This window comes from Luteimonas gilva (assembly GCF_005239095.1).
Classification (GTDB): domain Bacteria; phylum Pseudomonadota; class Gammaproteobacteria; order Xanthomonadales; family Xanthomonadaceae; genus Luteimonas_C; species Luteimonas_C gilva.
In genome coordinates this window covers 656124-676589 of sequence record NZ_SZUA01000001.1, presented here as the reverse complement: position 1 = coordinate 676589, position 20466 = coordinate 656124, and the positions used below count along the sequence as shown (strand labels likewise).

The 20466-nt window shown below is 64.1% G+C and carries 25 protein-coding genes; 7 read left to right on the top strand and 18 right to left on the bottom strand.

Going from position 1 to position 20466, the window contains the following annotated elements:
- The first annotated feature begins 45 nt into the window (after nucleotides 1-45).
- Nucleotides 46-366 (top strand): hypothetical protein, encoded by a 321-nt coding sequence (locus FCE95_RS03030; protein WP_137265506.1) that lies wholly within the window; start codon nucleotides 46-48, stop codon nucleotides 364-366.
- Here the strand turns inward: FCE95_RS03030 and FCE95_RS03025 are convergent.
- Together FCE95_RS03025 and FCE95_RS03020 are read right to left on the bottom strand one after the other, a co-directional pair.
- Nucleotides 363-1040, bottom strand: a complete 678-nt coding sequence (locus tag FCE95_RS03025; protein ID WP_137265505.1) for a hypothetical protein — start codon at nucleotides 1038-1040, stop codon at nucleotides 363-365. The two genes, FCE95_RS03030 and FCE95_RS03025, sit on opposite strands and share 4 nt — an antisense overlap.
- A 216-nt stretch (nucleotides 1041-1256) precedes the next feature.
- Nucleotides 1257-1655 carry a DUF4124 domain-containing protein gene (locus FCE95_RS03020; protein ID WP_137265504.1) on the bottom strand — a complete coding sequence of 133 codons (399 nt, stop codon included), beginning with the start codon at nucleotides 1653-1655 and terminating at the stop codon, nucleotides 1257-1259.
- Between the two features lie 355 nt (nucleotides 1656-2010).
- Between FCE95_RS03020 and FCE95_RS03015 the strand changes: the two genes are divergently transcribed.
- On the top strand, nucleotides 2011-2409 hold the full coding sequence (locus FCE95_RS03015; protein ID WP_137265503.1) for a hypothetical protein: 399 nt from the start codon (nucleotides 2011-2013) through the stop codon (nucleotides 2407-2409).
- On the opposite strand, the gene FCE95_RS03010 is transcribed toward FCE95_RS03015, so the two are convergent.
- From FCE95_RS03010 to FCE95_RS03000, 3 genes are all read right to left on the bottom strand, one after another.
- Nucleotides 2406-2789: an SdpI family protein gene (locus FCE95_RS03010; protein WP_189644617.1), complete on the bottom strand. Its 384-nt coding sequence runs from the start codon at nucleotides 2787-2789 to the stop codon at nucleotides 2406-2408. The two genes, FCE95_RS03015 and FCE95_RS03010, sit on opposite strands and share 4 nt — an antisense overlap.
- Nucleotides 2786-3082 carry an autorepressor SdpR family transcription factor gene (locus tag FCE95_RS03005; RefSeq protein WP_137265502.1) on the bottom strand — a complete coding sequence of 99 codons (297 nt, stop codon included), beginning with the start codon at nucleotides 3080-3082 and terminating at the stop codon, nucleotides 2786-2788. The genes FCE95_RS03010 and FCE95_RS03005 overlap by 4 nt, the downstream gene beginning before the upstream one ends.
- A gap of 78 nt (nucleotides 3083-3160) precedes the next feature.
- Nucleotides 3161-3532 carry a nuclear transport factor 2 family protein gene (locus FCE95_RS03000; RefSeq protein WP_137265501.1) on the bottom strand — a complete coding sequence of 124 codons (372 nt, stop codon included), beginning with the start codon at nucleotides 3530-3532 and terminating at the stop codon, nucleotides 3161-3163.
- 105 nt (nucleotides 3533-3637) lie between these two features.
- Here FCE95_RS03000 and FCE95_RS02995 point away from each other — a divergent pair, with 105 nt between their 5' ends.
- Both FCE95_RS02995 and FCE95_RS02990 read left to right on the top strand, forming a co-directional pair.
- On the top strand, nucleotides 3638-4519 hold the full coding sequence (locus tag FCE95_RS02995) for a LysR substrate-binding domain-containing protein (protein ID WP_137265500.1): 882 nt from the start codon (nucleotides 3638-3640) through the stop codon (nucleotides 4517-4519).
- Nucleotides 4520-4635: 116 nt separating this feature from the next.
- The gene (locus FCE95_RS02990) at nucleotides 4636-5028 is read left to right on the top strand and encodes a RidA family protein (protein ID WP_137265499.1); all 393 of its coding nucleotides are present in this window, start codon (nucleotides 4636-4638) and stop codon (nucleotides 5026-5028) included.
- Between the two features lie 60 nt (nucleotides 5029-5088).
- Here the strand turns inward: FCE95_RS02990 and FCE95_RS02985 are convergent, their stop codons facing one another.
- The 3 genes from FCE95_RS02985 to FCE95_RS02975 all read right to left on the bottom strand — a co-directional run bounded on the left by FCE95_RS02985 (nucleotide 5089) and on the right by FCE95_RS02975 (nucleotide 7156).
- A complete protein-coding gene (locus FCE95_RS02985) occupies nucleotides 5089-5589 on the bottom strand; it encodes a GNAT family N-acetyltransferase (protein ID WP_137265498.1) in 501 nt (166 codons plus the stop codon).
- A gap of 60 nt (nucleotides 5590-5649) precedes the next feature.
- Nucleotides 5650-6681, bottom strand: a complete 1032-nt coding sequence (locus FCE95_RS02980; RefSeq protein WP_137265497.1) for an NADP-dependent oxidoreductase — start codon at nucleotides 6679-6681, stop codon at nucleotides 5650-5652.
- A 76-nt stretch (nucleotides 6682-6757) separates the two neighbouring features.
- The gene (locus tag FCE95_RS02975) at nucleotides 6758-7156 is read right to left on the bottom strand and encodes a cupin domain-containing protein (RefSeq protein ID WP_137265496.1); all 399 of its coding nucleotides are present in this window, start codon (nucleotides 7154-7156) and stop codon (nucleotides 6758-6760) included.
- Between the two features lie 87 nt (nucleotides 7157-7243).
- Here FCE95_RS02975 and FCE95_RS02970 point away from each other — a divergent pair, with 87 nt between their 5' ends.
- On the top strand, nucleotides 7244-8143 hold the full coding sequence (locus FCE95_RS02970; protein WP_137265495.1) for an alpha/beta fold hydrolase: 900 nt from the start codon (nucleotides 7244-7246) through the stop codon (nucleotides 8141-8143).
- On the opposite strand, the gene FCE95_RS02965 is transcribed toward FCE95_RS02970, so the two are convergent.
- The 10 genes from FCE95_RS02965 to FCE95_RS02920 all read right to left on the bottom strand — a co-directional run bounded on the left by FCE95_RS02965 (nucleotide 8125) and on the right by FCE95_RS02920 (nucleotide 15687).
- Nucleotides 8125-8745 carry a GIY-YIG nuclease family protein gene (locus FCE95_RS02965; protein ID WP_137265494.1) on the bottom strand — a complete coding sequence of 207 codons (621 nt, stop codon included), beginning with the start codon at nucleotides 8743-8745 and terminating at the stop codon, nucleotides 8125-8127. The genes FCE95_RS02970 and FCE95_RS02965 overlap by 19 nt on opposite strands.
- 45 nt (nucleotides 8746-8790) lie before the next feature.
- Nucleotides 8791-9387, bottom strand: coding sequence for a hypothetical protein (locus FCE95_RS02960; protein ID WP_137265493.1), 597 nt, complete (start codon nucleotides 9385-9387; stop codon nucleotides 8791-8793).
- 150 nt (nucleotides 9388-9537) lie between these two features.
- Nucleotides 9538-10227 (bottom strand): aspartate/glutamate racemase family protein, encoded by a 690-nt coding sequence (locus FCE95_RS02955; RefSeq protein ID WP_137265492.1) that lies wholly within the window; start codon nucleotides 10225-10227, stop codon nucleotides 9538-9540.
- A gap of 166 nt (nucleotides 10228-10393) precedes the next feature.
- Nucleotides 10394-11698, bottom strand: coding sequence for an autotransporter outer membrane beta-barrel domain-containing protein (locus tag FCE95_RS02950; protein ID WP_137265491.1), 1305 nt, complete (start codon nucleotides 11696-11698; stop codon nucleotides 10394-10396).
- Nucleotides 11695-12150, bottom strand: a complete 456-nt coding sequence (locus FCE95_RS02945; protein WP_137265490.1) for a hypothetical protein — start codon at nucleotides 12148-12150, stop codon at nucleotides 11695-11697. The genes FCE95_RS02950 and FCE95_RS02945 overlap by 4 nt, the downstream gene beginning before the upstream one ends.
- Nucleotides 12151-12290: 140 nt before the next feature.
- Nucleotides 12291-12971, bottom strand: coding sequence for a C39 family peptidase (locus FCE95_RS02940; protein WP_137265489.1), 681 nt, complete (start codon nucleotides 12969-12971; stop codon nucleotides 12291-12293).
- On the bottom strand, nucleotides 12968-13363 hold the full coding sequence (locus FCE95_RS02935; protein ID WP_137265488.1) for a hypothetical protein: 396 nt from the start codon (nucleotides 13361-13363) through the stop codon (nucleotides 12968-12970). The genes FCE95_RS02940 and FCE95_RS02935 overlap by 4 nt, the downstream gene beginning before the upstream one ends.
- Nucleotides 13364-13473: 110 nt before the next feature.
- Nucleotides 13474-14322 (bottom strand): hypothetical protein, encoded by an 849-nt coding sequence (locus tag FCE95_RS02930; RefSeq protein ID WP_223266752.1) that lies wholly within the window; start codon nucleotides 14320-14322, stop codon nucleotides 13474-13476.
- A 388-nt stretch (nucleotides 14323-14710) separates the two neighbouring features.
- Entirely contained in the window at nucleotides 14711-15034 is a 324-nt protein-coding gene (locus FCE95_RS02925) for a hypothetical protein (RefSeq protein ID WP_137265487.1), read from the bottom strand.
- Nucleotides 15035-15111: 77 nt separating this feature from the next.
- On the bottom strand, nucleotides 15112-15687 hold the full coding sequence (locus FCE95_RS02920) for a hypothetical protein (protein WP_137265486.1): 576 nt from the start codon (nucleotides 15685-15687) through the stop codon (nucleotides 15112-15114).
- Between the two features lie 301 nt (nucleotides 15688-15988).
- On the opposite strand from FCE95_RS02920, the gene FCE95_RS02915 reads away from it, so the two are divergent.
- Together FCE95_RS02915 and FCE95_RS02910 are read left to right on the top strand one after the other, a co-directional pair.
- Nucleotides 15989-18289 (top strand): winged helix-turn-helix domain-containing protein, encoded by a 2301-nt coding sequence (locus tag FCE95_RS02915; protein WP_137265485.1) that lies wholly within the window; start codon nucleotides 15989-15991, stop codon nucleotides 18287-18289.
- Between the two features lie 148 nt (nucleotides 18290-18437).
- Entirely contained in the window at nucleotides 18438-20444 is a 2007-nt protein-coding gene (locus tag FCE95_RS02910) for an LVIVD repeat-containing protein (RefSeq protein ID WP_189644616.1), read from the top strand.
- The last annotated feature ends 22 nt before the right edge of the window (nucleotides 20445-20466 follow it).

The window sequence follows — 20466 nt, the reverse complement described above, 5'->3', positions numbered from 1 at the left end:
GGCTCGTCCTGGGGGCTACCTACCAACGGATTAGGAGGGGTCGCCATGATGGAGCGTCCGCCCTGCTGGCCTGAGGGCCGCCCGTGCCCGAACGCCTGCGCTGAGCAGCGCTACCAGCGCGTCGTCTACAACCACACGCCGCTTTACGGGCCCTGGGCCGGCTACCGGTTCGCCGGCGCCGACCTTGTGGCTCCGGATGGCCAGCGGATTGACGAACGCCGCATGCAAGGTCTGCTATGGCGCGACGCCATGGAATTGCGGCGCGCTGGCTTGGCTTCTCGCCGGCAAGCTGAGCGCCGACGGCCGGTCAAGGTCGTAATTGTCGATTTTCAAGACTACCGAGAGAACGGCGTAGCTGCTGCCTAAGCGGCAAAGAACGCATGGGCCTTTGTGTATACGTCGCCTACAGCCTGACTTTTTTCTTCGTCAGTTAATGACGACATGATCATAGCTAGTGCGATTCCGAGCTGAGCAAAGGCAACCACATTCCCTAGTACGGGCTTCAGCTCCATGAAATCTATATCAGTGTCGCCAATCATGCCGTTAGCTTCGTAGAGCTGCATTAGAGCAGTCCCACCATGCGATACGTCGGATAATGCAGACCAATGACCTTGTATTGTCTTGGTAAATTTATCGTTCCACTTGTAGTGAGTCTCTACAGAAGCAGCCATCTCACTCAGATACATATTGCGCTTCTTACCACTAGTCCCGACAACCTTAGGCATATGACCATCAGAGTAGAACCTGTCTAGCTCTGCGTCAGTGGCAGGCGATGCGTAGTATGCCGCACGAATAAAGTAGTCAATTTGCGAGCGATGCAAAATGGTCGCAGGAAACCACGAGCTACGCAGTTCTTTCGAGAGTACAAAGCAGAACGTGCGGGCCTGCTCAAGGGAACCAACTAGTAGCGACAGCGCCACATGACTCCGCTTGTTAAGGACAATCTTTAGCGAATTAATCGACGGAACAACCTCACATATCAACCTGCGAGCGTCCTCGGCTTTTTGAGCAACAAGCTCTACGGCTTCATCATCAGTCATAAGGTTAACGCTTCAATTTTCCTCTTTAAAGCTGCTAGGTCTTCATCCTGCAAAGACCAATTCATTACGTTATGCGGACCTTTGTAATAGACGAAGCTAGAGTCTTGACCATGCTTTCGTATGTGACCGACAGTTTGCCCGTTCGCGATAACAGCGATAGACCATCCACCTAACAAGTCTTGCTCTTTATATTGAATCATTTGAACCTCTTTCGGTCTATTTACAAGCACGCCGTACATTTTCATCAAGCTGCTGCAGCAAGTCATACGTGCGTCGCATGCCAACTGATTTCAGAACAGATTCACGGTAAGCCTTTGCCGACTCACAAGCAGCACCACGGCCATCGTTCGGAATATAAGCCGCTTGCGCATTATTTCCATAGGAAGCGCGACGCTGGTCGATCTCGTGCTGTGTTTGTCGCGTTTCTTCCGCCAGTTTTGGGTTGTAGCGAACTGGCGCATAGGTCTTTACATCGGTCGTTGTCTGGCCACGCTCACAAGGTTCGGTTTGGTAGATAACCTTTCCTTTGGCGTCCTTACATTTAACGATGACGGTCTGAGCCCAAGCCGGGCCTACGCCAATCGCCAGCAGTGCCGCGAATGCGATTCCCTTCATGCCCCACCCCCTCGGCCGGGAGGATACTCCCGGCCGAGCCTCAATGCTTGAGACGGGACGGCCCCACCCTACCCCTATGCTCCCTGAAGAATTCCACTGGGACAGCCGCTGGGGCCGCCCAACGCTGTACTACCGGCATCACGCGATTGCCGATATGCGGACGCATGCAAATGGCTTTTTCGTGGTGATTGGGTGGCAGCGCAAGACGCACCAGAACATCAGCTGCCAGCCTCACTCATCCACCCGAACTTCGATATGCGAAAAGTGCGCAGCAAGATCCCGTGCCCACTCTTGTGCATCGTACGGAACCGAATTTTCTTCGGGGAAATCGAGCCGCCCGCCGTCTCTCCGGTAGATGAGCACCTTGTCGCTGCTTTCGCTGCGGCGGTTCACGACAACTCTCGCCATTTCGTCCAGCGATACGCTGCGGGTGTTCGCCGACAACGTGCTGTCCCCACCAGAACAGCCGCCGTCCGGCGACGTCCAGGCGGCTGCCCCATTCCCGGTTGCGGATCAACGCGAGTACGCCGCCCAGGGTCGCCAGCACGCCTATGCCGAAAGCGATAGGCACCAGCCAGGGCGCGCATTCGCGGCCGCTTTCGTCGCAATTGCTGGCGGGGTCTACCGTGGCGCCCGCGTAGAGGAACACCAAGCCGACAATAAGAAGCGCATAGATGCGGAAATCCCGCCTTGCCGACATGGCGTGTTCGAGCTTCTTCATACCTATGATGTTCTGCACGCTATCGTGCTTTAGGGGGTTGGAGGTACTTTTGCTTTGCTGCGCAGCGATAGGCAGTAGCTGATCGTCACCAGTATTCCCAGTATGACGGCAGCTGAACCTCCCACTACTGCTATCTGCGTTGGGGCAAACACCCATAAAGCTGCGTAGATGAGCCCACTTAGTGCCATGGACCAGCCTCCGACTCGTGTGGCCTGGCGTGCCCAAGGGTTGGGGACGAACCTTTTGGGCATTCGGTTGCCGAACCAAGCAACCATCAAGCCTATAGCGCACATGACGATTCGCGTGACCGTCTCGGCTTCTATATAGCCCAGCTTGCGCGCGTAAGTCGATGCAAGCGCGATCACCACGATGCCGACGCCCCAAGCGAGGTTTGAAGCCAACTCTTTGTTCATCGTGCTCTCTCCTTCTTAGACTTCGGTTTCTCGGCACCAACGCCGAAGGAATGAACGAAGCCGAGCAATGCTTCTTCCAGCACCGACAGCTTCAGGTGGTAGATGACGGACTTCCCGGTCTTCTCAGCGTGGATCAGATCGGCCTCCTTCAGCACCGAGAAGTGGGCAGACATCGTCGGCTTGGAGACGTCAAAGTGGCCGCTTAGCTCCCCCGCGCTCAGTGGGCCTTCACGCAAGAGTTGCAGCACCTGTCGTCGGGTAGGGTCGGATAAGGCTTTGAATACCTGACTCATATTGCGATAATTAGCTAATTATCGAATTGTGTCAAGTGCATTGATGAGGGCTGGGATGCTTAGCCCTTTGGGCCACGGCTAGTCGACAGCCGAAGTCATGACTTTTTGAACGATCTTCCAGGTCCCGCCGATCTTCAAGCAGGACAGCATGTCCGTGAAGCGGCGCGGCGGTATCCGTAGCTTCAACTTCAAAAGCGCGAGTTCGCTTTCGGCGTCGATCGATACGATTTCGTCCTGGCGTTCGAGGCCCTGCTCCTTGGGCGCTTTGATCGTGCGGACGGCCGCCAGCCATGCCGCGATCGGAATCGAGGCCGCGTCCCCATCCTCGCCGATCTTCGTGACGGAACTCGCCGGGTGGAAAATGGAGGCGAATTTGTCGGCGTCCATTTCGTAAGCGGCGTCGAAATAGGTCTGCGCCAACGTGCGCAGATCGTGCATGTCGTTATTCATGGCCTTCCTAAGCGATGTCTTGGGACTCCCGGAATCCTATGGCAAGGCATCTGATGAAACTAGGCGTGTTGCAGGCAATGCCGTTATGAGCCAAATTCATGGTTCATGAAAAACGAACTCAACGAACTCGCCACTTTCGCTGCGGTCGCCAGCGAGCGGAGCTTTACGCGCGCGGCGTCGAAACTGGGCGTCTCCCAATCCGCGGTCAGCCACGCGATCCGGGAGCTCGAGCGGCGGCTTGGGTTGCAGCTTCTCGCCCGTACGACCAAGAGCGTCGCGCCGACGGCCGCGGGGGCGGCGCTTTTGGAGTCTCTATCCCCGGCGCTGGAACAAATCGCCCATGCCCTCGACCGAGCCCGAAGCCTTCGCCGCCGGCCGGCGGGACGCTTGCGCATTGCGATGTCCCGATCGGCCGCCGTCATGGTGCTGTTGCCGCGGCTCGCGGCGTTCGCTGAGGCCTACCCCGATATCGCTCTCGATGTCGTTACCGTCACCGGCCCTGTGAATCTCGTTGCCGGCGAGTTCGATGCAGGCATCCAGCTCGGCGAATTCATTCAAAAGGATATGGTCGCGGTCCGCGTCACCCGCGAATTGCGGTTGGCGGTGGTCGGTTCGCCCCGCTACTTCGCTGCGCGAAGCATTCCCCGCAGGCCCAAGGATTTGAACGAGCATCGATGCATAGGCCTGCGCCTTCCGGGCGGTCCCTACCGATGGGAGTTTCAACAAGCACGAAAGGCGGTCACGGTCGGCGTGAACGGCCCGCTCACGGTCGACGATACCCATCTGGCGATCCAAGCCGCGCTCGCCGACGTCGGCATCTGCCTGGCGTACGAAGAACAAGTCGCCGAGCATGTCGCGAAACGGCGCCTGGTGCGCGTACTGGAGGATTGGACTCCGCCGTTTCCCGGTTTCTTCATGTATTACCCGAGCCGCCGGCATCAGCCTGCTGCACTGTCCGCGCTCGTGGAGGCACTGAGATTGCCTTGAATCTCAAGACTAACCGCATCGCAGCTTCCGATCGAGACCCCGATGACTCGGATCCGCCATGTGTCGACCTAACGCGGACGCCGCCGTACGATGGATCGATCGACCGGAGCCCAACGATGTCGCTCGAATGCATCAACCCCCAAGATTTGCCCACGCCGGAAACCTACTCGCACGTGGTCGTCGCAACGGGAAGCAAACTGGTCTTCGTCTCGGGCCAGGAACCCGAAGATCTGCAAGGCAATCTCGTCGGCCGCGGCGATCTGGCGGCGCAGGCGCGGCAAGTATTCGCCAACCTCGGCCGCGCGCTGGCGGCGGCTGGGGCGCAACCCAGCCAAGTGACTATGCTCACCATTTACGTGGTCGGGCATAAGCGGGAGTACCTGCAACCGATCGAGGATGCGCGCGTAGCCTTGTTCGGCGAGCACAAGCCGGCGGATGCCTTGATCGGGATCGCGACCCTGTCCAATCCCGAATATTTGATCGAAGTGGCCGCGATGGCGGTGGTCTGACGCGACGCTGTTGCTGTTAAGCCGTCATTCCTGCCTTCGCGGTAATGACAGCATAAAAAACTATGCGGGAATGAGCCGATTGGAAAAATGCAGCGAAGCGAACGGAAATTCCACCGTGCCCCAACGTTGCAACGCGCGAAACAACTTTTCGTAATAGCCGCGCTCGTAGGCCGAAGGCGTCACCCACCAACTGACGTCGACGTCGTGCTTGGCCAATGCTTCCGAAAGCGGCGTACGTTTGCCGAGCGGGTAGAAATAGCAGCAACCGATGTATTCGCCCGCACCGGTGTGCACGGCATAGCCGAAGGAATAGCCCTCGCGGAACTCGCACTCGTGCCAAACCAGGTCGATGTAGTTCCCTTCCTCGGTCACCGCCTCCGTCGGCCAGCCGCCGCCGCGGGTGCGGTTGATCAAGTCGAGGCTGGCGTTGATGCCGGCGACGTCCTCGCGCAAATGTTCGCGGCTGAGCGCGTTGGCCACGATGTCTTCGTATGTCAATCGGGTCGGCGCGGCGAATCTCGCGGGCAGCGCGATGGGTTTCATCAGCCCGGTGTAGTCCACATTTCCCTCCTGGTCGAATGCCGGATGCACCCGCAAGCTTAGCGGCATCCGGCATTCCGATCATTCGGCGACCCGGACCACCAATTTGCCGAAATTGCGGCCCTGCAACAGGCCAATGAAGGCTTCGGGCGCGTTCTCCAGCCCGTCGACGCGGTCCTCGCGCAGTTTCACCCTCCCCTGCTCCACCCAAGCGCCCATTTCGCGGCGGAAGGTTTCGAAACGCTCGCCGTAGTGGTCCAGGATGATGAAGCCCTGCATGCGGATGCGCTTTTGCAGCAAGGCCGACATCAGCAGCGGCGTGCGGTTGGGGCCCGGCGGCAGCGCTTGGTCGTTGTAATGCGAAATGAATCCGCAGACGGGCACTCGCGCGCCGACGTTCAGCAAAGGCAGGACCGCGTCGAAAACTTCGCCGCCCACGTTTTCGAAATAGGCGTCGATGCCGTCCGGGCAAGCGGCCGCCAATAATTCGGCGAAGCGCGGATCGCGCCGGTCGATGCAGGCGTCGAATCCCAATTCTTCGACGGCATAACGGCACTTGTCCGCGCCGCCGGCGATGCCGACCGCGCGTGCGCCCTTCAATTTCGCGATCTGTCCGACCGCGCTGCCCACTGCGCCCGTCGCCGCGGCTACCGCTACGGTTTCGCCGGGCTTGGGCTCGCCGATGTCGAGCAAACCCACATGCGCGGTGAAGCCGGGCATGCCCAGGCCGCCCAAAGCCAGCGACGGCTTCGCCATGTCGCCCAACGGCACCAGATCGGATCCGTCCGACAAGGCGTAGTCCTGCCATCCCGCATTGCCCAGCACTAAGTCGCCGCTGCCGAACTTGGGATGCTTAGAAGCGACGACGCGGTTCACCGTGCCGCCGGCGATGGGCGCGCCGATCGGGATCGAGGTCGTGTAGATCGGTGCGACCGGATCCATCATGTTGCGCATATAAGGATCCAGCGACAGATACAGTGTGCGCAGCAGTACTTGGCCTGCGCCCGGTTCGGGAACGGCGGCTTGCTCCAAGCGGAAGTCGCTGGGCTTGGGCAGGCCGTTCGGACGGGCGGCGAGAACGACACGGCGGTTGATGGTATCGGTAGAAGGCATGGGAATCCTGGAATGAGAGATGCGCCGGCGCTGTTGCGCCGGCGATCGGGTTTGAGGGTGATCCTCTGCGGTTGGGTTAGTGGCGCGCAGCGTCCGCGCTTTGCTTCAGCTCGACGGCGATGCCATGGGCTTCGGTTTCGCCGATATTGACGGCCGCGTGGGTCGTTTCGTCGCGCCACACCGTGTCGCCGGCTTTGACCGTCGCTTCGACGGACTTTCCGTCGGGCGACGAACTCAAGAACTTGGCGTCCGAGAAATAGTGGACCACGCCCGCCGGGTGGCGGTGCATGGGCTCGCTTTCGCCGGGTTTCAGCCGATATTCGAGGACGCGTACTTGATCGTTGTCGATCAGCACCTTGTAGAACTGCGGCGACTGCTTCACCGGGTCTTCGTAGGTTTCTTGCGCGGCGAAGGCCAGCGAGGTCAGCAGGATGCCGGCGGCTAGGCCGGCCGAGGCGTAGGCGATCTTGGTCATGGGCAGGTTCGGCGATGCGTTCGCGCGACGATAACCCGCGACGGGGACAATTCGGCATCGACGGATGAACCACAGAGTTGCAGCCATATGTTCGATGGTTTCGCATCGGCCGAGATCGATACCGGCGAAACGACGGTCTTCGTCCGCCATGGCGGATCGGGGCCGCCGTTGCTGCTGTTGCACGGCTTCCCGCAGACGCATGCGATGTGGGCGCGAGTCGCGCCTGCGCTCGCGCAAGCCTTCTCCGTGGTCTGCGCCGATTTGCGCGGCTACGGGCGCAGCGGCTGCCCGCCGTCCGATTCCAAGCACGCGCCGTATTCCAAGCGCGCGATGGCGCAAGACATGGCGGATGCGATGCGGCGATTGGGCCACGATCGTTTTGCGGTGGCTGGCCACGACCGCGGCGGCCGGGTCGCATACCGGCTGGCTTTGGATCATCCGAAACGGATAGCGGCATTGGCGGTGCTGGATATCGTGCCGACGGAAGACGCATGGCGGCTTGCCGACGCGCGCTTGGCGCTGGCCTTCTGGCCATGGTCCCTGCTCGCGCAGCCCGAACCGCTGCCGGAGCGATTGATCGCCGCATCGCCGGAAGCGGTGATCGACGATGCCTCCCAGCAATGGGGATCGGAAGAAGAGGTCTTCTCGCCCGAAGCGCGCGCGGCATACGTCCAGGCTTTGCGCGATCCGGTCCGCATCCATGCCATCTGCGAGGAATACCGGGCCGCCGCGACGCTGGACCGCGAACACGACAGCGAAGACATGCGCCTCGGCAACCGCATCGCCTGCCCGACATTGGCGTTGTGGAGCCGTAACGGCGCGCTGCAGTCCTGGTACGAGTCGGAAGGCGGCCCGCTCGGACTGTGGCGACGCTGGTGCGACCGGGTCGAAGGCGAAGCGGTCGATGCCGGGCATTTTTTCCCCGAGGAGATCCCGACGTGGACTGCGAAGCGTTTAGCGGATTTCTTTCAGTGCGAGCTTCGTTGATACCAGTCCAGCAGCGCCGTCGGCAGGCAGTCTTGCAGCGGCAGATCCAAAGTGCGGTAGGCGTCGAGCGTGTCCAGGGCGTTTTGGCGGACGGTGATCATCTCCGGTCGATCCAGCGCATCCGGATCGCCCTGCACGCCTTCGAGCAGGGCGCAAGCGCGCGAAAACAGCAGATCGCGCTGCGCGAGCAATCCGTCGCGCAACCACGCGCTCAAAGGGCGATGGACGATGCTGCCCTGCCCCGCTAGCCGTTCCATGTCGGCGGTCAGCGCGTCGTAGGCGCCGCGGTACCACTCGGTGTGCCCGCCGGCGGCGCGGCGGACGGTCAACGGCGCCGGCGCATTGTGTTCGGCCAATGCGCGCCTGAGCCGCAATTCCAGGGCTCGCGCTTCGGCGACCGTATCGGTTTCGATCAGGAAGCCGCGGTCCAAGCCGAAGAATTCGTAATAGCGCGGATGCAGGGTCTGCACGCGCGCGAGCGGATCGCGCGAGAAGCCGAGCTTCAGCAAGTCCTCGTAGGCGCAGGGCAATACATAGACATAAGACAGGCCTTCGCTACCGGCGGAGCCTGTCTCGGGCGCGGAGGAACGCAGGTACTTCATGCGCACCCATATTAAGCATCGAGCCGGTTTATTGCGTGTAACGGTTTAGTCGCGGATGCGGGTATCGACCGCGATCCAATTGGATTCCCACGTTTCCCCGCCGTTGTCCGAATACGATTGTTCGAAACGGACCGAGTCCGCGCTGATGTCCGAAATGACGAACCGCACCAGAATCGTGCGGCCGCCGAGGGTGTCGGTGCCGTAGAACACACCGCGGCCGTTCTCGAATCCGCCGAATACCGGCGACGTCAGCATGCCGTCGCGGGCATTGGCGAAGTTCAGGCTCCACTGGCGGGTCTCGGGGTTGTACAGCCGCCATGAGGCGCCTTCGATGCGTCCCGCCGGGCCTTGCACGTCGAGTTCGACCATATTCGCGCGGCCGTTCAAAACCTTGGTGACGACCGATGTGCCTTCGTACTCGACCCACTCGTCGGACCCCGACAACGGCCGCAAACGGCGCTTCAGCTGCGTCTTCCACTTGCCGAACTCGAAATCGAAGCCGTGTTGGCCGTCGGTTCGAGCGGACGCTGCGGCAGTCGCGGATTGCGGCGCGTTTTGCGCCGGCGCCGCTTGCGGATGCAGGGCGGCGGCCAAGGCGCAGGCCGTCAGAGCGTTGCGGATATGGCGAAAGTCGTGGCTCATGGCGTGCAAGCGAAAGAGTGACCGAAGATTCTACGGAGCGGGACGCTCGCTTTCGATGACCGCTTGCTAGCGTTCGCGCCTAGGGAGAGCGGAGCCAATGCTGGGCCATATTGCAGGCGGCAACTGAGCCAAAGTCCGCGGCCCGCGCAGTCAGTCGCAAGCCCGCCGCAATGCGGCGCGAGCCAGCAGCCGCGTCGAGTCCAACGTCGGCAGCGGCGAATTCGCATCGTCGATGATCAGCGGAATCTCGGTGCAGCCGAGCACCACCGCATCGCAGCCTTGCACCTTCAATTCTTCGATGACTTTTTGGAAATAAGCCACGCCCCCGGGCTTGAACACGCCGCAGACCAGCTCATCCATGATGATGCGGCCGATCTCGGCGCGATCGGCCGCATCCGGACGCACCCACTCCAAGCCGCGCGCGGCCAGCTTCTCCGGGTAGACCTCGCTGTCGACCAACCAGCGCGTGCCGGTCAAGCCGAGCCGGCGATAACCCCGCCGCACCGCTTCGTCGGCGACGACTTCGGCGATGTGCAACCACGGCAGCGGCGAGCGCGGCAGCACGTGCGGCAGCGCCTGATGGATGGTGTTGTCGGGGCAGATCAGGAAATCGGCGCCGATCGCCGCGAGCTTGTTCGCCGAGGCGAGCATGAGTTCGCCGACGCCGGCCCAGTCGCCGCGGTCCAGGCATTCGACGTAATCGGCCAGCGGCGGCGTATGCATGGAAACTTCGGGGTGCCCGTGCGGACCGAGCCGTTGCGCGCCTTCGGCGCAGATCGTGCGATAGCAGAGCGAAGCGCCTTCGGCGGAACAGGCGACGATGCCGATATGTTGGGTCATGGGGCTGCCGCATCAGGGAGTCCCAGCCAGATAAGGCCATCCTATTCCCAATGCAAGCCCTCGCTTTTCGTAGGAGCGGCTTTTGCAGCTAGCTCTTTTCTTCAAATCGCGGCATTGCGAGGATTTGAGGGAAAAAGCTCGCGGCTAAAGCCGCTCCTACAAAAAATCAGTACGACGTCGGCAACCGGGCGGTCAGCGTCACATCCGGCGTATCCCGCGTCACGCCTACGCCCAACGACAAATTCAAAGTGCTGCGCTCGTTGTAGCGATAAGACGCGCCCAGCAGCAGGGTGCCGAGCACGACGCGGACCGAGCCGGGCGCATCCTGGCCGTTCTGCCGGGTCTTGCCGACCAGGCTCTGGTCGTAGCCCAGGCTGATCGACGCTTTCTCGTTCAAAGCCAGGCCCATGCCGACGTTGAATCCGAAAATGTCGCCGGCTTCCACCTTGCCCAACGGTTCCTCGGCGCCGCCCAGCACGCGCCGGCTGACGTTGTCGCGCGGGAAATTGTGCAGATAGCTGAAGCTGCCGAAAAACACGACCGGGTCGGTTGGATACAGCCAGGTCACGCCCGGCTGCAAGGCGTCGAAACCGGTGCCGGTGGGCAATTCGAGCGGCAAGCCGGTGCCGGTCGCGTTGCCGACGCAACGGGTGACGCAATCGGTGGTGACTTCGAACAAGTCCTTGCCGGTGCGGCTCTTGTAGCGCAGCCAACCGACCCAGAACGCTTGGTCCGGGCCGCCGCGGTTGAGCTGGTAGCGCGCGGTCACTTCCACGTCGCCCAAGCCGTGGCCTTTGGCGTCGAACACGCGGTCGACCGCACTGCCGGTGAAGATCTCGCGGCTGATGGTGTCGCTGCTGGTGTAGACGTAAGGCAGCCTGGCTTCGAGTTCGAAGCGATCGCTGAGACCGTAGCGGCCGGTCAGCGTGGCGATGCCGGACGTGGTTTTCACTTGGCGCACGTCGATCAGGCCGATCAGAAGCGCGGGTATGATGGTATAGCCGACCAGCGCGACGCGGTCGTTGGACCAATAGCCGAATTGCAGCGACGGCTCCAGTACGAAACGGCCGCGCGGCGTCAGCACGCCGGGTTGGTCGAAGATCCGCGCGACTTCGGGTGGACGGGTTTCGGTTTCGGGTGCGCGACCGACGGGTTGTGCGGGCGCTTGTTGCGTCGGCATCGGATCGTCCGGCTTCGGGGCTTGGGCGAGAGCGGGATCTTGCTGGACGATCCCCGCCCCTCCCCTGCCCCGCGCGCCGGCCAAGCGCTCTTCGTTCAAAGCGCGCTGTAGCTCGGCGACGCTGCTTTCCTGTTCGGTCATCGCCTGGCGCAATTGTTCCAGCTTCACGGTTTGCGCATCGATCTGCTGCTGCAAATCGTCCAGGCGCGATGCGGAGCCGGTCTGCTGCGCGGCGGCGGCGGCGCTGGCCGACGCCAGCACGATGGCGATAGCGAGACGAATAGGCTTCATGGCGACCCCGGTGCGGCGATCAACGCGTCCTGCATGGCCGCTTGCGCGTTCAAATCCTGGAACAGGCCCAGCGTATTGACGCCGATGTCGAGCGTGGTCGTGACGCGGATGTCTTGTCCGTCGAGCGTGTTCTGGATCACCAGACCGCCGCCGGGCACGGCATCGGCGCGATTGCCGTCGCCCAGTTGCAGCAATCGACCGCGCTGCGCCTCGGCCAGCGCTTGCGCTTGTTCGGGCGTCATCGCGGCGATATTGGGAATGCCGACTCGCGTGCTGGCGACCAGTTCCCCGTTGACGTACACCACGCGAGCGAATCCGAACGAGGCCTGCAGGCCCGACGGCAAATCGAAACCGCCGCGCGAGGTTTCCAAGCGATCGAAAGCGACCGGGCGACCGAATGCGGCGCTGGTGTCGGCTTCTTGCGCGAATACGGAGCATGACCAAACTGCCATCAAGAGCAGCCAGCTGGATGTAGCCCGGGTGGAGCCACAGGCGATACCCGGGAAGGAGTCGCGGCGTGCTCCCGGGTATCGCTTCGCTCCACCCGGGCTACGTTCGATACGCATTCGCGGTTCGGTGGCCATGCTGCGCCTCAAATGTCGCCCGGCCCGCGACGCGGCATGACGATGTTCTGCAGGCCGCTGCGCTGGATCGCCAATTCGAGCGGCGCCGCCGGTGCGGCGCGCCAGTCGCGCGATGCGTTGAAGCTGGCCAGCTCGCGCCGGTTGTGGACCACGAACAGCACGCGGCTGTCCCATAGCTTTTCGAAGCGCGCACGCGGCAATGCGCGCGTGCCCATCGCCGGATCGCCGATCAGCACGCGTCCGTTGCGCAAGCCCTTCACCACCACGAAATGCTTGTAGCCGCGCTCGTTGAGCAGCACGATCGCCGGCAAGCCTTCTTCGGCCAGCTTGTCCAGCGGCAGTTCGAAACCGTCGGCCTGATAGCCCAGCGTTTCGAAATAGCGGCGCATGTCCAGCAGCGAGAAGCCTTCCTGGCGGATCTTGGCCTGATCGCCATGGGCGTACATGCGCATGAAGACTTCGGTCTCGGCGACCGGTTGTCCGTATTGGTAGGTGAGCAGCGTCGCGACGGCGGCCGAGCCGCAACTGAAGTCGTAACGCTGGCGGATGGTGGTGCGGAAGCGCGCTTCTTTCAGGCTGGTCAGGCGCACGGCGTACGCGCCGCCGTCGGCGCGCACTTCGGCGGTGCCGGCCTGTGCGGCTCCGGCGATGCAGGCCGCCAGCAAGGCGGCCGGTGCGCCGATTTTCATGGATTGGATCCGGCGAATCGCACGTCGACGACCATGCCGTTTTGGATCAGCACGTTCGAACCGCTGTTTTGGATCACCGTGGCGATGCCGCTGGCGTTGGCGAACGCGCCGCCGTCGAGGACGTTATCGCCGCTGGCGATGTTCTGCGCGGTATTGCCGTCCAATTGGCCCTGGATATCGATGTTGTTCTGGGTCCAATCGTCGTCGCCGCCGCGCAAGGCGTCCAACGCAGAGGGATCCATCCGCCGGCCCAAACCCGGCACCGGTTGCGCATTCGCGGAAGGCGCCGTTTCTGGAGCGACGGTTTGCGGATCGACGGCCATCGCCGGATCCGCCGACAGCCAAGCGCAGGCCGCTGCGGCGGCAAGCGGGAAAATTCTGGATACGGGCATGGGCCTACTCCTTCGCCATGCGTGCCGCGCCGTTCGCGCGATGCGCGCGGACGAACGCGCGATGCGCCGCGCAAGGCCGGAGCCCTGCGCGGTGCATCTGGTCGAGCGCTTTACGGAGCGCTGGGTCCGACAGTCAGGTTGGCTTGCACGGTCACGCCCTGCTGGATCAGCGAGGCGAAGCCGCTGTTCTGGGCCGAAACCATGATGCCCGCGGCCGACTGGCCGGCGCCGGTCATGTCGTTGTGCATGTCGAACACGCCGGCATCGACCACGCTGCTGCCGCCCGAGCCGCCGCTGCCGCCGGACGCGCCATTGCCGGCGCCGCCCGATCCGGAGCCGCCCGCGCCGCCCATCGCGGTGGACGATCCGCTGGTGCCGGTGCCGTCGCCGCTGGTGCCTGCGCCGCCGGTGCTGCTACCGCTGCCGCCGGTGGAATCGCCGGCACCGCGTTCGCGCGAGTTGCCGCCGCTGTTGGAGCTGCTGCCGCCACCGGCCAGGCTGGCGCCGCCGGCATCACCGCTGTAGCTGCCTGCCGCACCGCCAGGGCCGCCCACGCCCGCACCGCCCACGCCGGCGCCCCCTGCACCGCCGCTGCCGCCATTGGCGTTGCCGTTGTTGGTGGCGTAGTTGCCGATGTCGCGGGTACGGATGTCGGTCACGTAGCCGTCGAGCTGCGTCGTGGCGATCGCCTGGCTCGAGTTGAAGGAGTTGGAGAACGTCGAAGTGGCGGTGCCACCGTTATTGGCCGCCGCGGTGCCGTAGCCGGCGCTTTCGGCGTAACCGTCGTTGTTGCGGTTGTCGCCGCTGCTGCTGTTGGAGTTGTCGCTGTTGTCTTCTATGGCTATTTGCAGATTGCGTCCCGGCCCGTTTTCGGTGTTTTGAGCTTGGGCCCAAGCTTGTCCGGTCATGCCGATGCCGATGAGCACCGCGGACGCCAGGAAGGATTTACGGATATGCATATCGAGTCTCCTTGCACGCCGTCCGGGCACACGGGGGTGGCGCTCGCATACGACGCACAGGCAGGCATGCATTACTGATGCCTTAGTTCATTAATATTCCGTAAGGTATTGCTACTGTTAAGAAAAATTGGTTTATGAAAGTGGCGGCCGTGTGAATTTGAAAGCCGGATGCCGCGCGCGGACTTCTAAAACGTATCGGCAGGGATACGGCGTGGCCATCCGGCTGTCCGCCTGAATGCGCTTCGGCCTGCGCCGACGCGTCGCGAGCCGCGCTAGACGCGCTCCAAGCGATAGCAGCGAAACGTTTCAGGCGCGCAACAGCGAATCGGATGCGCGCTTCAATTGCTCGTCGATTCGTCCAAGATCGGACGACTCCAGCCATCCCGCATCACTGGCTGGTCGCGATGCAACGCCTCGGCGCGTTCTCGGCCACAGCCTGGACCCAGCCGTTGCTGCGGCGGTGGCCGACCGTGCCGGCGATGCAGGCCGTGTGCGCACGTCGGCGGTTGGCTTCGATCAGACCGGGCAATCGCGGCAGCGCTGCCACGGCATCGGATTCGTCCGCCGCCGTCGATGCATCGGAATTTTGCGAGGTCGTGGTGTTCGCGGCGGTCGACACGCCGGCGAAAGAAACGCTGCGATTCTGCGCGTGCAGATAGGCCAGCGCGAACAAGCCGAACAGCAAGGCGCCCAGGAAGACGCCCGCGGCCACTGGCAAGGTCTGTTCCCAGGGCGATCCTCCGCGGGACGCGAGCGCGCCCCGTGGAGTCGCTGCGGCGCCATCCCGACTCATGCCCCGCGTTCGCCGCGGCCCAGCCATCCAGCGATGGCGGCGCCGGCCAGCAGCCAGCCGATCACCTGCTCGAGCAAGGCGCCCACGGTGAAGTCCACCGGGAATAGATACCAATTCCAATACGGCACGCTGATCGTCAACCACGCGAACAATCCCAGCGCGCCGGCGATCAGCACGCGCTTGCCGAATCCGAACGCGCCCAGCGCGAGCACCCAAGCCGCGACGAAGGCGGCGATGAAATCGGTGACGAATTGCTTGATCAGGTTCGGGACCATGTCGACGAGCGCCGGGTTGCCTTCGGGCTTGTAGACCACGAATGCGTACGGGCTGGACTTGTATTGTTCTTGGAACGCCATCCTCGCCTTCTCGTCGGCCCATTGTTCGGGCGACATGCCCGGCAGCATGTACACGCCGCCGCCGTCGGTGGCCGAGGCCTGTAGCGCGGCGATGGCCGTTTCCTGCCCGGACGCGGTCTTCATCCCCATTTCGCCGAGCGGCAGCGCCATGTGCGCGACCGCCTGCCATACGAACATCACGATGCCGCCAACGATCGCTGCGATAAGCAAACGCATCTGCGCCTCCCGTGTGGATGTTCCTGCGTCGCGGAGCATGCGCTCGCCGATCTTGGCCGGCAAGTCTGGGGCGTCTACCTGTCCGGGTTCGTCCGGCCACGTCGGTCTCAAGCGAAAAACCCTAAAATCAAGCGCTTGGAGAGCTATCATCAAGTGAATTGACGCTGGCTAATCCGCACGCTCCGTCCGAATTCGCCCGTAACGCGAGCCGTTCGGATGCGGCATTTGATTAACGGTCGATGCACGGTGCCGTCGCGCACGGGACGCGCGGCTCGCTCGCGCATATAACCTAGCGGCATCCATGAGCATCGTTCGGTATCGTTTCGGGGAGTACGTACTGGATTTGGCCACGCGCGAACTGCGGCTTCGCGGCGAAGCCGTGGCCCTGCCCGCGCGCGTGTTCGAATGCCTGGTCTGCTTGATCGAGCATCGCGACCGTGCGGTGAGCCGCGACGAATTGGTCCAGGCCGTGTTCGGGCGCAGCGACGTGTCGGACGCGCAGCTCGCCCAAATCGTGCTGCGCGCGCGGCGCGCGGTCGGCGACGACGGCCACGAGCAGCGTTCGATCCGCACCGTGCCGCGCTACGGTTTCCGTTGGTTGCTGGAAACGCGCGCCGAGCAAGGCGAAGCGGCGGAGGCGCCCGCTGTCGATGCGGGTACCGCGGCGGCGCCTGCGCATGCTCTTAGCCGCGGGCGTTGGCCGCTCGCCATCGCCGCAGCCGCGGTATTGGCGCTGCTGTCCACGTTCGCTTGGTGGACGAATCGCGGCAGGCCTACGGCCGCGCCGGCCGCGAACATCGCTGCGCCCGTCTCGTCGGGCCGGACGATCTTGGTATTGCCCAGCGACGTCGAATCTTCGGACGAAGCGGCCTGGGCGAGATTGGGGTTGATGGATTTCGTCGCCGACCGCCTGCACCGCGCCGGCTTGCCGGTGTTGTCCAGCGAAGCCGTGCTCGGCGTGCTGCGCGAGCAGAAGAAGGATGCGGCGACGCTGCGCCGCGCGACCCGCGCGGCCTGGATCGTCGACAGCCGCGCGCGGCGCGTGCCGGCCGGCTGGGAAGTGGTCTTGAACGCGATGGACCGCGACGGCGTGACCCAACGCGGGCAGGCGCAAGACGCCGAACTGTTGCAAGCCGCGCGGATGGCGGCCGACCGCCTGGCGCCCGCGCTGGGCGGCAGCCTGGCCAAGGACGAGCTGGCAGAGCCCGCGCTGGCCGAGCGCCTGCAGCGCGCGCGTGCGGCGATGCTGGCCAACGAGATCGAAACCGCGCGGCGGATCCTGCTGGAAGCGCCGGAGCTGCAGCGCTCGCAGCCGCGGCTGCAATACCAATTGGCGCGAGTGGATTTCCGCGCCGGCGAATACCGGCGCGGCCTGGCCACGCTCGACCAAGCTTTGGCCAGCGACGAGGCCAAGCGCGATCCGGTGTTCAACGCGCGCCTGCTCAACGCCCGCGGCGCGATGCTGATCCGCTTGGACCGCTACGCCGAAGCCGAACAGGCCTACGACCTGGTCATCGCCACGCTCGGCAAGGGCGACCATCCCGCCGAAGTGGGCCAGGCTTTCAGCGGCCGCGCGGTGGCTTATTCGCTGCAGAAGAAATACGACCTGGCGCTGGCCGATCTGGGCCAAGCGCGCGTGCAGCTCGCGAACATGGGCGACGCGCTGGCGGTGGCACGGGTGGACGCCAACCTCGGCATCATGGAAGTCGACCGCCGGCGCCCGGCGCACGGCCTGCCCTATCTGCAGAAGGCGGCCGAGGATTTCAGCTCGATGGGCGCGGTGAACGAGCTGGCCACCACCCGCAAGATGCTGATGGCGGTGCACGTGGCGATGTTGCGCACCGATCTGGCCCTGGCCGAAGCCGACCGCGCCTGGGCCATGCTGCCGCGGGTGCGCGATCCGACCCAGCGCGCGGAGCTGATCCTGACCCGGGCCGAGGTGCTGATCGTCGCCGGACGCTTGCGCGAAGCCGGCGGCCTGTTGGCCATGCCGGAAGCGGCGCAGGAAGTGCCCAACGATTTCGGGCGCCTGGAATATCTGAAGGTGGACCTGGCCCGCCGCGCCGGCGAGAACGCGCGCGCGGTGGCGATCGCCGATGCGGCGCTGCGCGACTGGCCGGCCGACCGCAATCCCTGGTTGCGCGCCTGGATGCTGTATCGGCGCGAACAGGCCGCGCTGCAGAGCGACTTGCCCGACCGGGCGAACGCCGTCGCGGCGTCCGGCGACGATCTCCCGGCGCGGCTGGCCGCCGCCAGCCTGCAGCGGGCGCGCGGCGACCGCATCGCGTCGGAGGCCGGTTATCGCTCGGCCATCGCGATGGCCGAGCAGGCGGGCGTGCCGGAAGAGGTCGCGATCGCCGTGCAGGCCTATGCGCCTTGGCTGCTCGAACAGGGCCGCGTGGCCGAAGCGGGCGCGATGATCGGCCGGATCGCGCCCTGGGCCGAGCACGATTTCGACGTGGCCGTGCTCCAAGTCCGCCTGATGCGGGCGATGGGACAGCGCGGGCAATGGCGGTCCGCCTTCGAACGCGCCAAGCGGTTAGCGGGCGAGCGTTCGATTCCGGCCGAGTTGGATCCGACGCAGTCCGCGCAACGCGAGTGACGCGTTTCACCGAATCGGCGCCGTCAAACGCTCTGTAATGCGATCGTCAAAGGATTGGAGTGACGCGCGCGGGGGCCGAGCGCAACGTCGGCCGGTCGTGCCCCCGCACGACGATGCCCACCGACCTCCCTGCCCCCAGGAGCCCTGCATGACCCGCACGTTGCTCGCTGTCGCGCTGCTGTCCGCTTTCGTCCTCCCCCCTGCCGCGCACGCCGCGAGCTCCCCCGAACCGGTCAAGCTGGACCTCATCCGCGGCGGTGCGGTGACCGGCGAGCTGATCGTCGACGGCCGTTACGTCCACATCCCGACCGGCCGGGTGCTGGCGACCTGGGACTACAACGTGCCGACCGCGCCGCAACGGATCGCCAGCACCGAACCGGCCGGCGGGCCGATCATCTCCACCACCCGGCAAGGTCAATATCTGTATGCGGCTTGGCGCGGCTCGGACGGCATCAGCGGCGTGGCCGTCTATTCGCTGGCCAACCCCGCCGCGCCCAAGCTGGTCGCCGACACCCACGACTACAACGACGCCGACAACAAGTTCATGGTCGGCATCGTCGCCGCGAACGGCCATCTATACCTGTTCGACAACAACCACGGCCTGTACGTCGGCGATCTGAGCGATCCGGCCCATCCGCGTTTCGTGCGCAGCGCGATCGAAACCGTGCCGGTCCAGTACACGCAGATCAAGGCCTTCGGCAACCAGATCCAGGCCAGCGGACGCACCTGGTTGGGCACCGAGGTGGCACTCCATGTCTACGACGTGAGCAATCCGGAAGCGCCCTACCTGCTCAGCGCGCACCAGGTCGACGGCTTCGACAGCTTCAGCCTCAATCTAGCGCCGGGGATGGCGATCGGCATCGGCAATCAGCTGAGCCTGTTCGACACCAGCGATCCGAGCCAGATGGTGCGGCGCGGTTGGATGGACGTTCCGCCGGCGACGCGCGGCGCGCGCGTGGGCTCGTATTTCTACTCCTTCGGCTGGGGCGATGGGATCGACGTGTGGAACGTCGGCGACATCGATCATCCGCAATCCGCCGGGCATCTGGATATTTTGACCTTGGGCGGACGCCACGCCGCGGGTCTGGGCACCACGAATCTGCTGCTGCAGACCGATACCGACCTGATGCACACCATCGACATCCGCACGCCCGGCAAGCCGCGCCGCACGGCCACCGGTTGGATCCCGGCCGGCGTCGATGCGCGCGACGTCGCGATGTACCGCGGCAAGCCGGTGCTGGTGCAGCCGAACTACGGGCTGACCATCAACGACGCGGTCACGCTCGCTCCGCTCGCCCGCTTCGAAGCGCGCGCGCCTTTCAGTTTGGAAGACCGCAGTTTCGAGCAGGTCGATGTGGTCGGCGACCGCGCCTATCTCGCCGCTTGGGGCGCGGGCGTGTTCGCGGTGGACCTGACCAATCCCAAGGCGCCGAAAGAATTGGGCAGCTTTCCGTTCTGGGGCGCGGCCGTGATGGATGTTGAAAGCCATTACGCGTATGTGGCGAAATGGACCAACGGCGGCCTGTTCGGCGTGCTGGACGTCGCCAACCCGGCGGACATGAAACTCGTCTGGTACGAGGGCCTGGTCGGCCAGCCCTATCGATTGAAGGTCGCCAACGGCCACGCCTTCATGGCCGAAAGCGCCGAGCCGGGCACGACTTCCGGCGGCGTGCGCATCTACGATCTGGCGCGTCCGGACCGGCCGCAGCAGGTGGCGCACATCAACCAGAACTGCGGCAACGCGTTCGATCTGTCGGTCGATGCGGAATTGTCGCTGGTCTACGTGGCCTGCCAGAACGGATTGCAGATCCTGGACGTGTCCAATCCCGCCAAGCCGGTCGTGGCCGGGCGTTACGGCATCGACAACGGCGAATTCGTCTTCCAGTTCCAAAAGGTGACGCATCGCGGCGACCGCGCTTGGTACGCCGACGACCGCAACCTGCGCGAATTCGACGTTTCCGATCCGACCAAGCCGAAACAGCTGAAAGCTACCTCGCTCGCCCATCGCAGCCCGCAGCGCCTGTTCGCCGATCCGAACAGCGGCCGCGTCTACCTGCTCGGCGGCGAGACCGGCGTGCACGTGTTTTCCACCACGCTGCCGCGTCCCGGCGGCGGCGATCCCGGAACCAAATTGCCTGTGCCGAGCAGGCCCTGAGTCTCGCGGGGCGCGCGGTTTC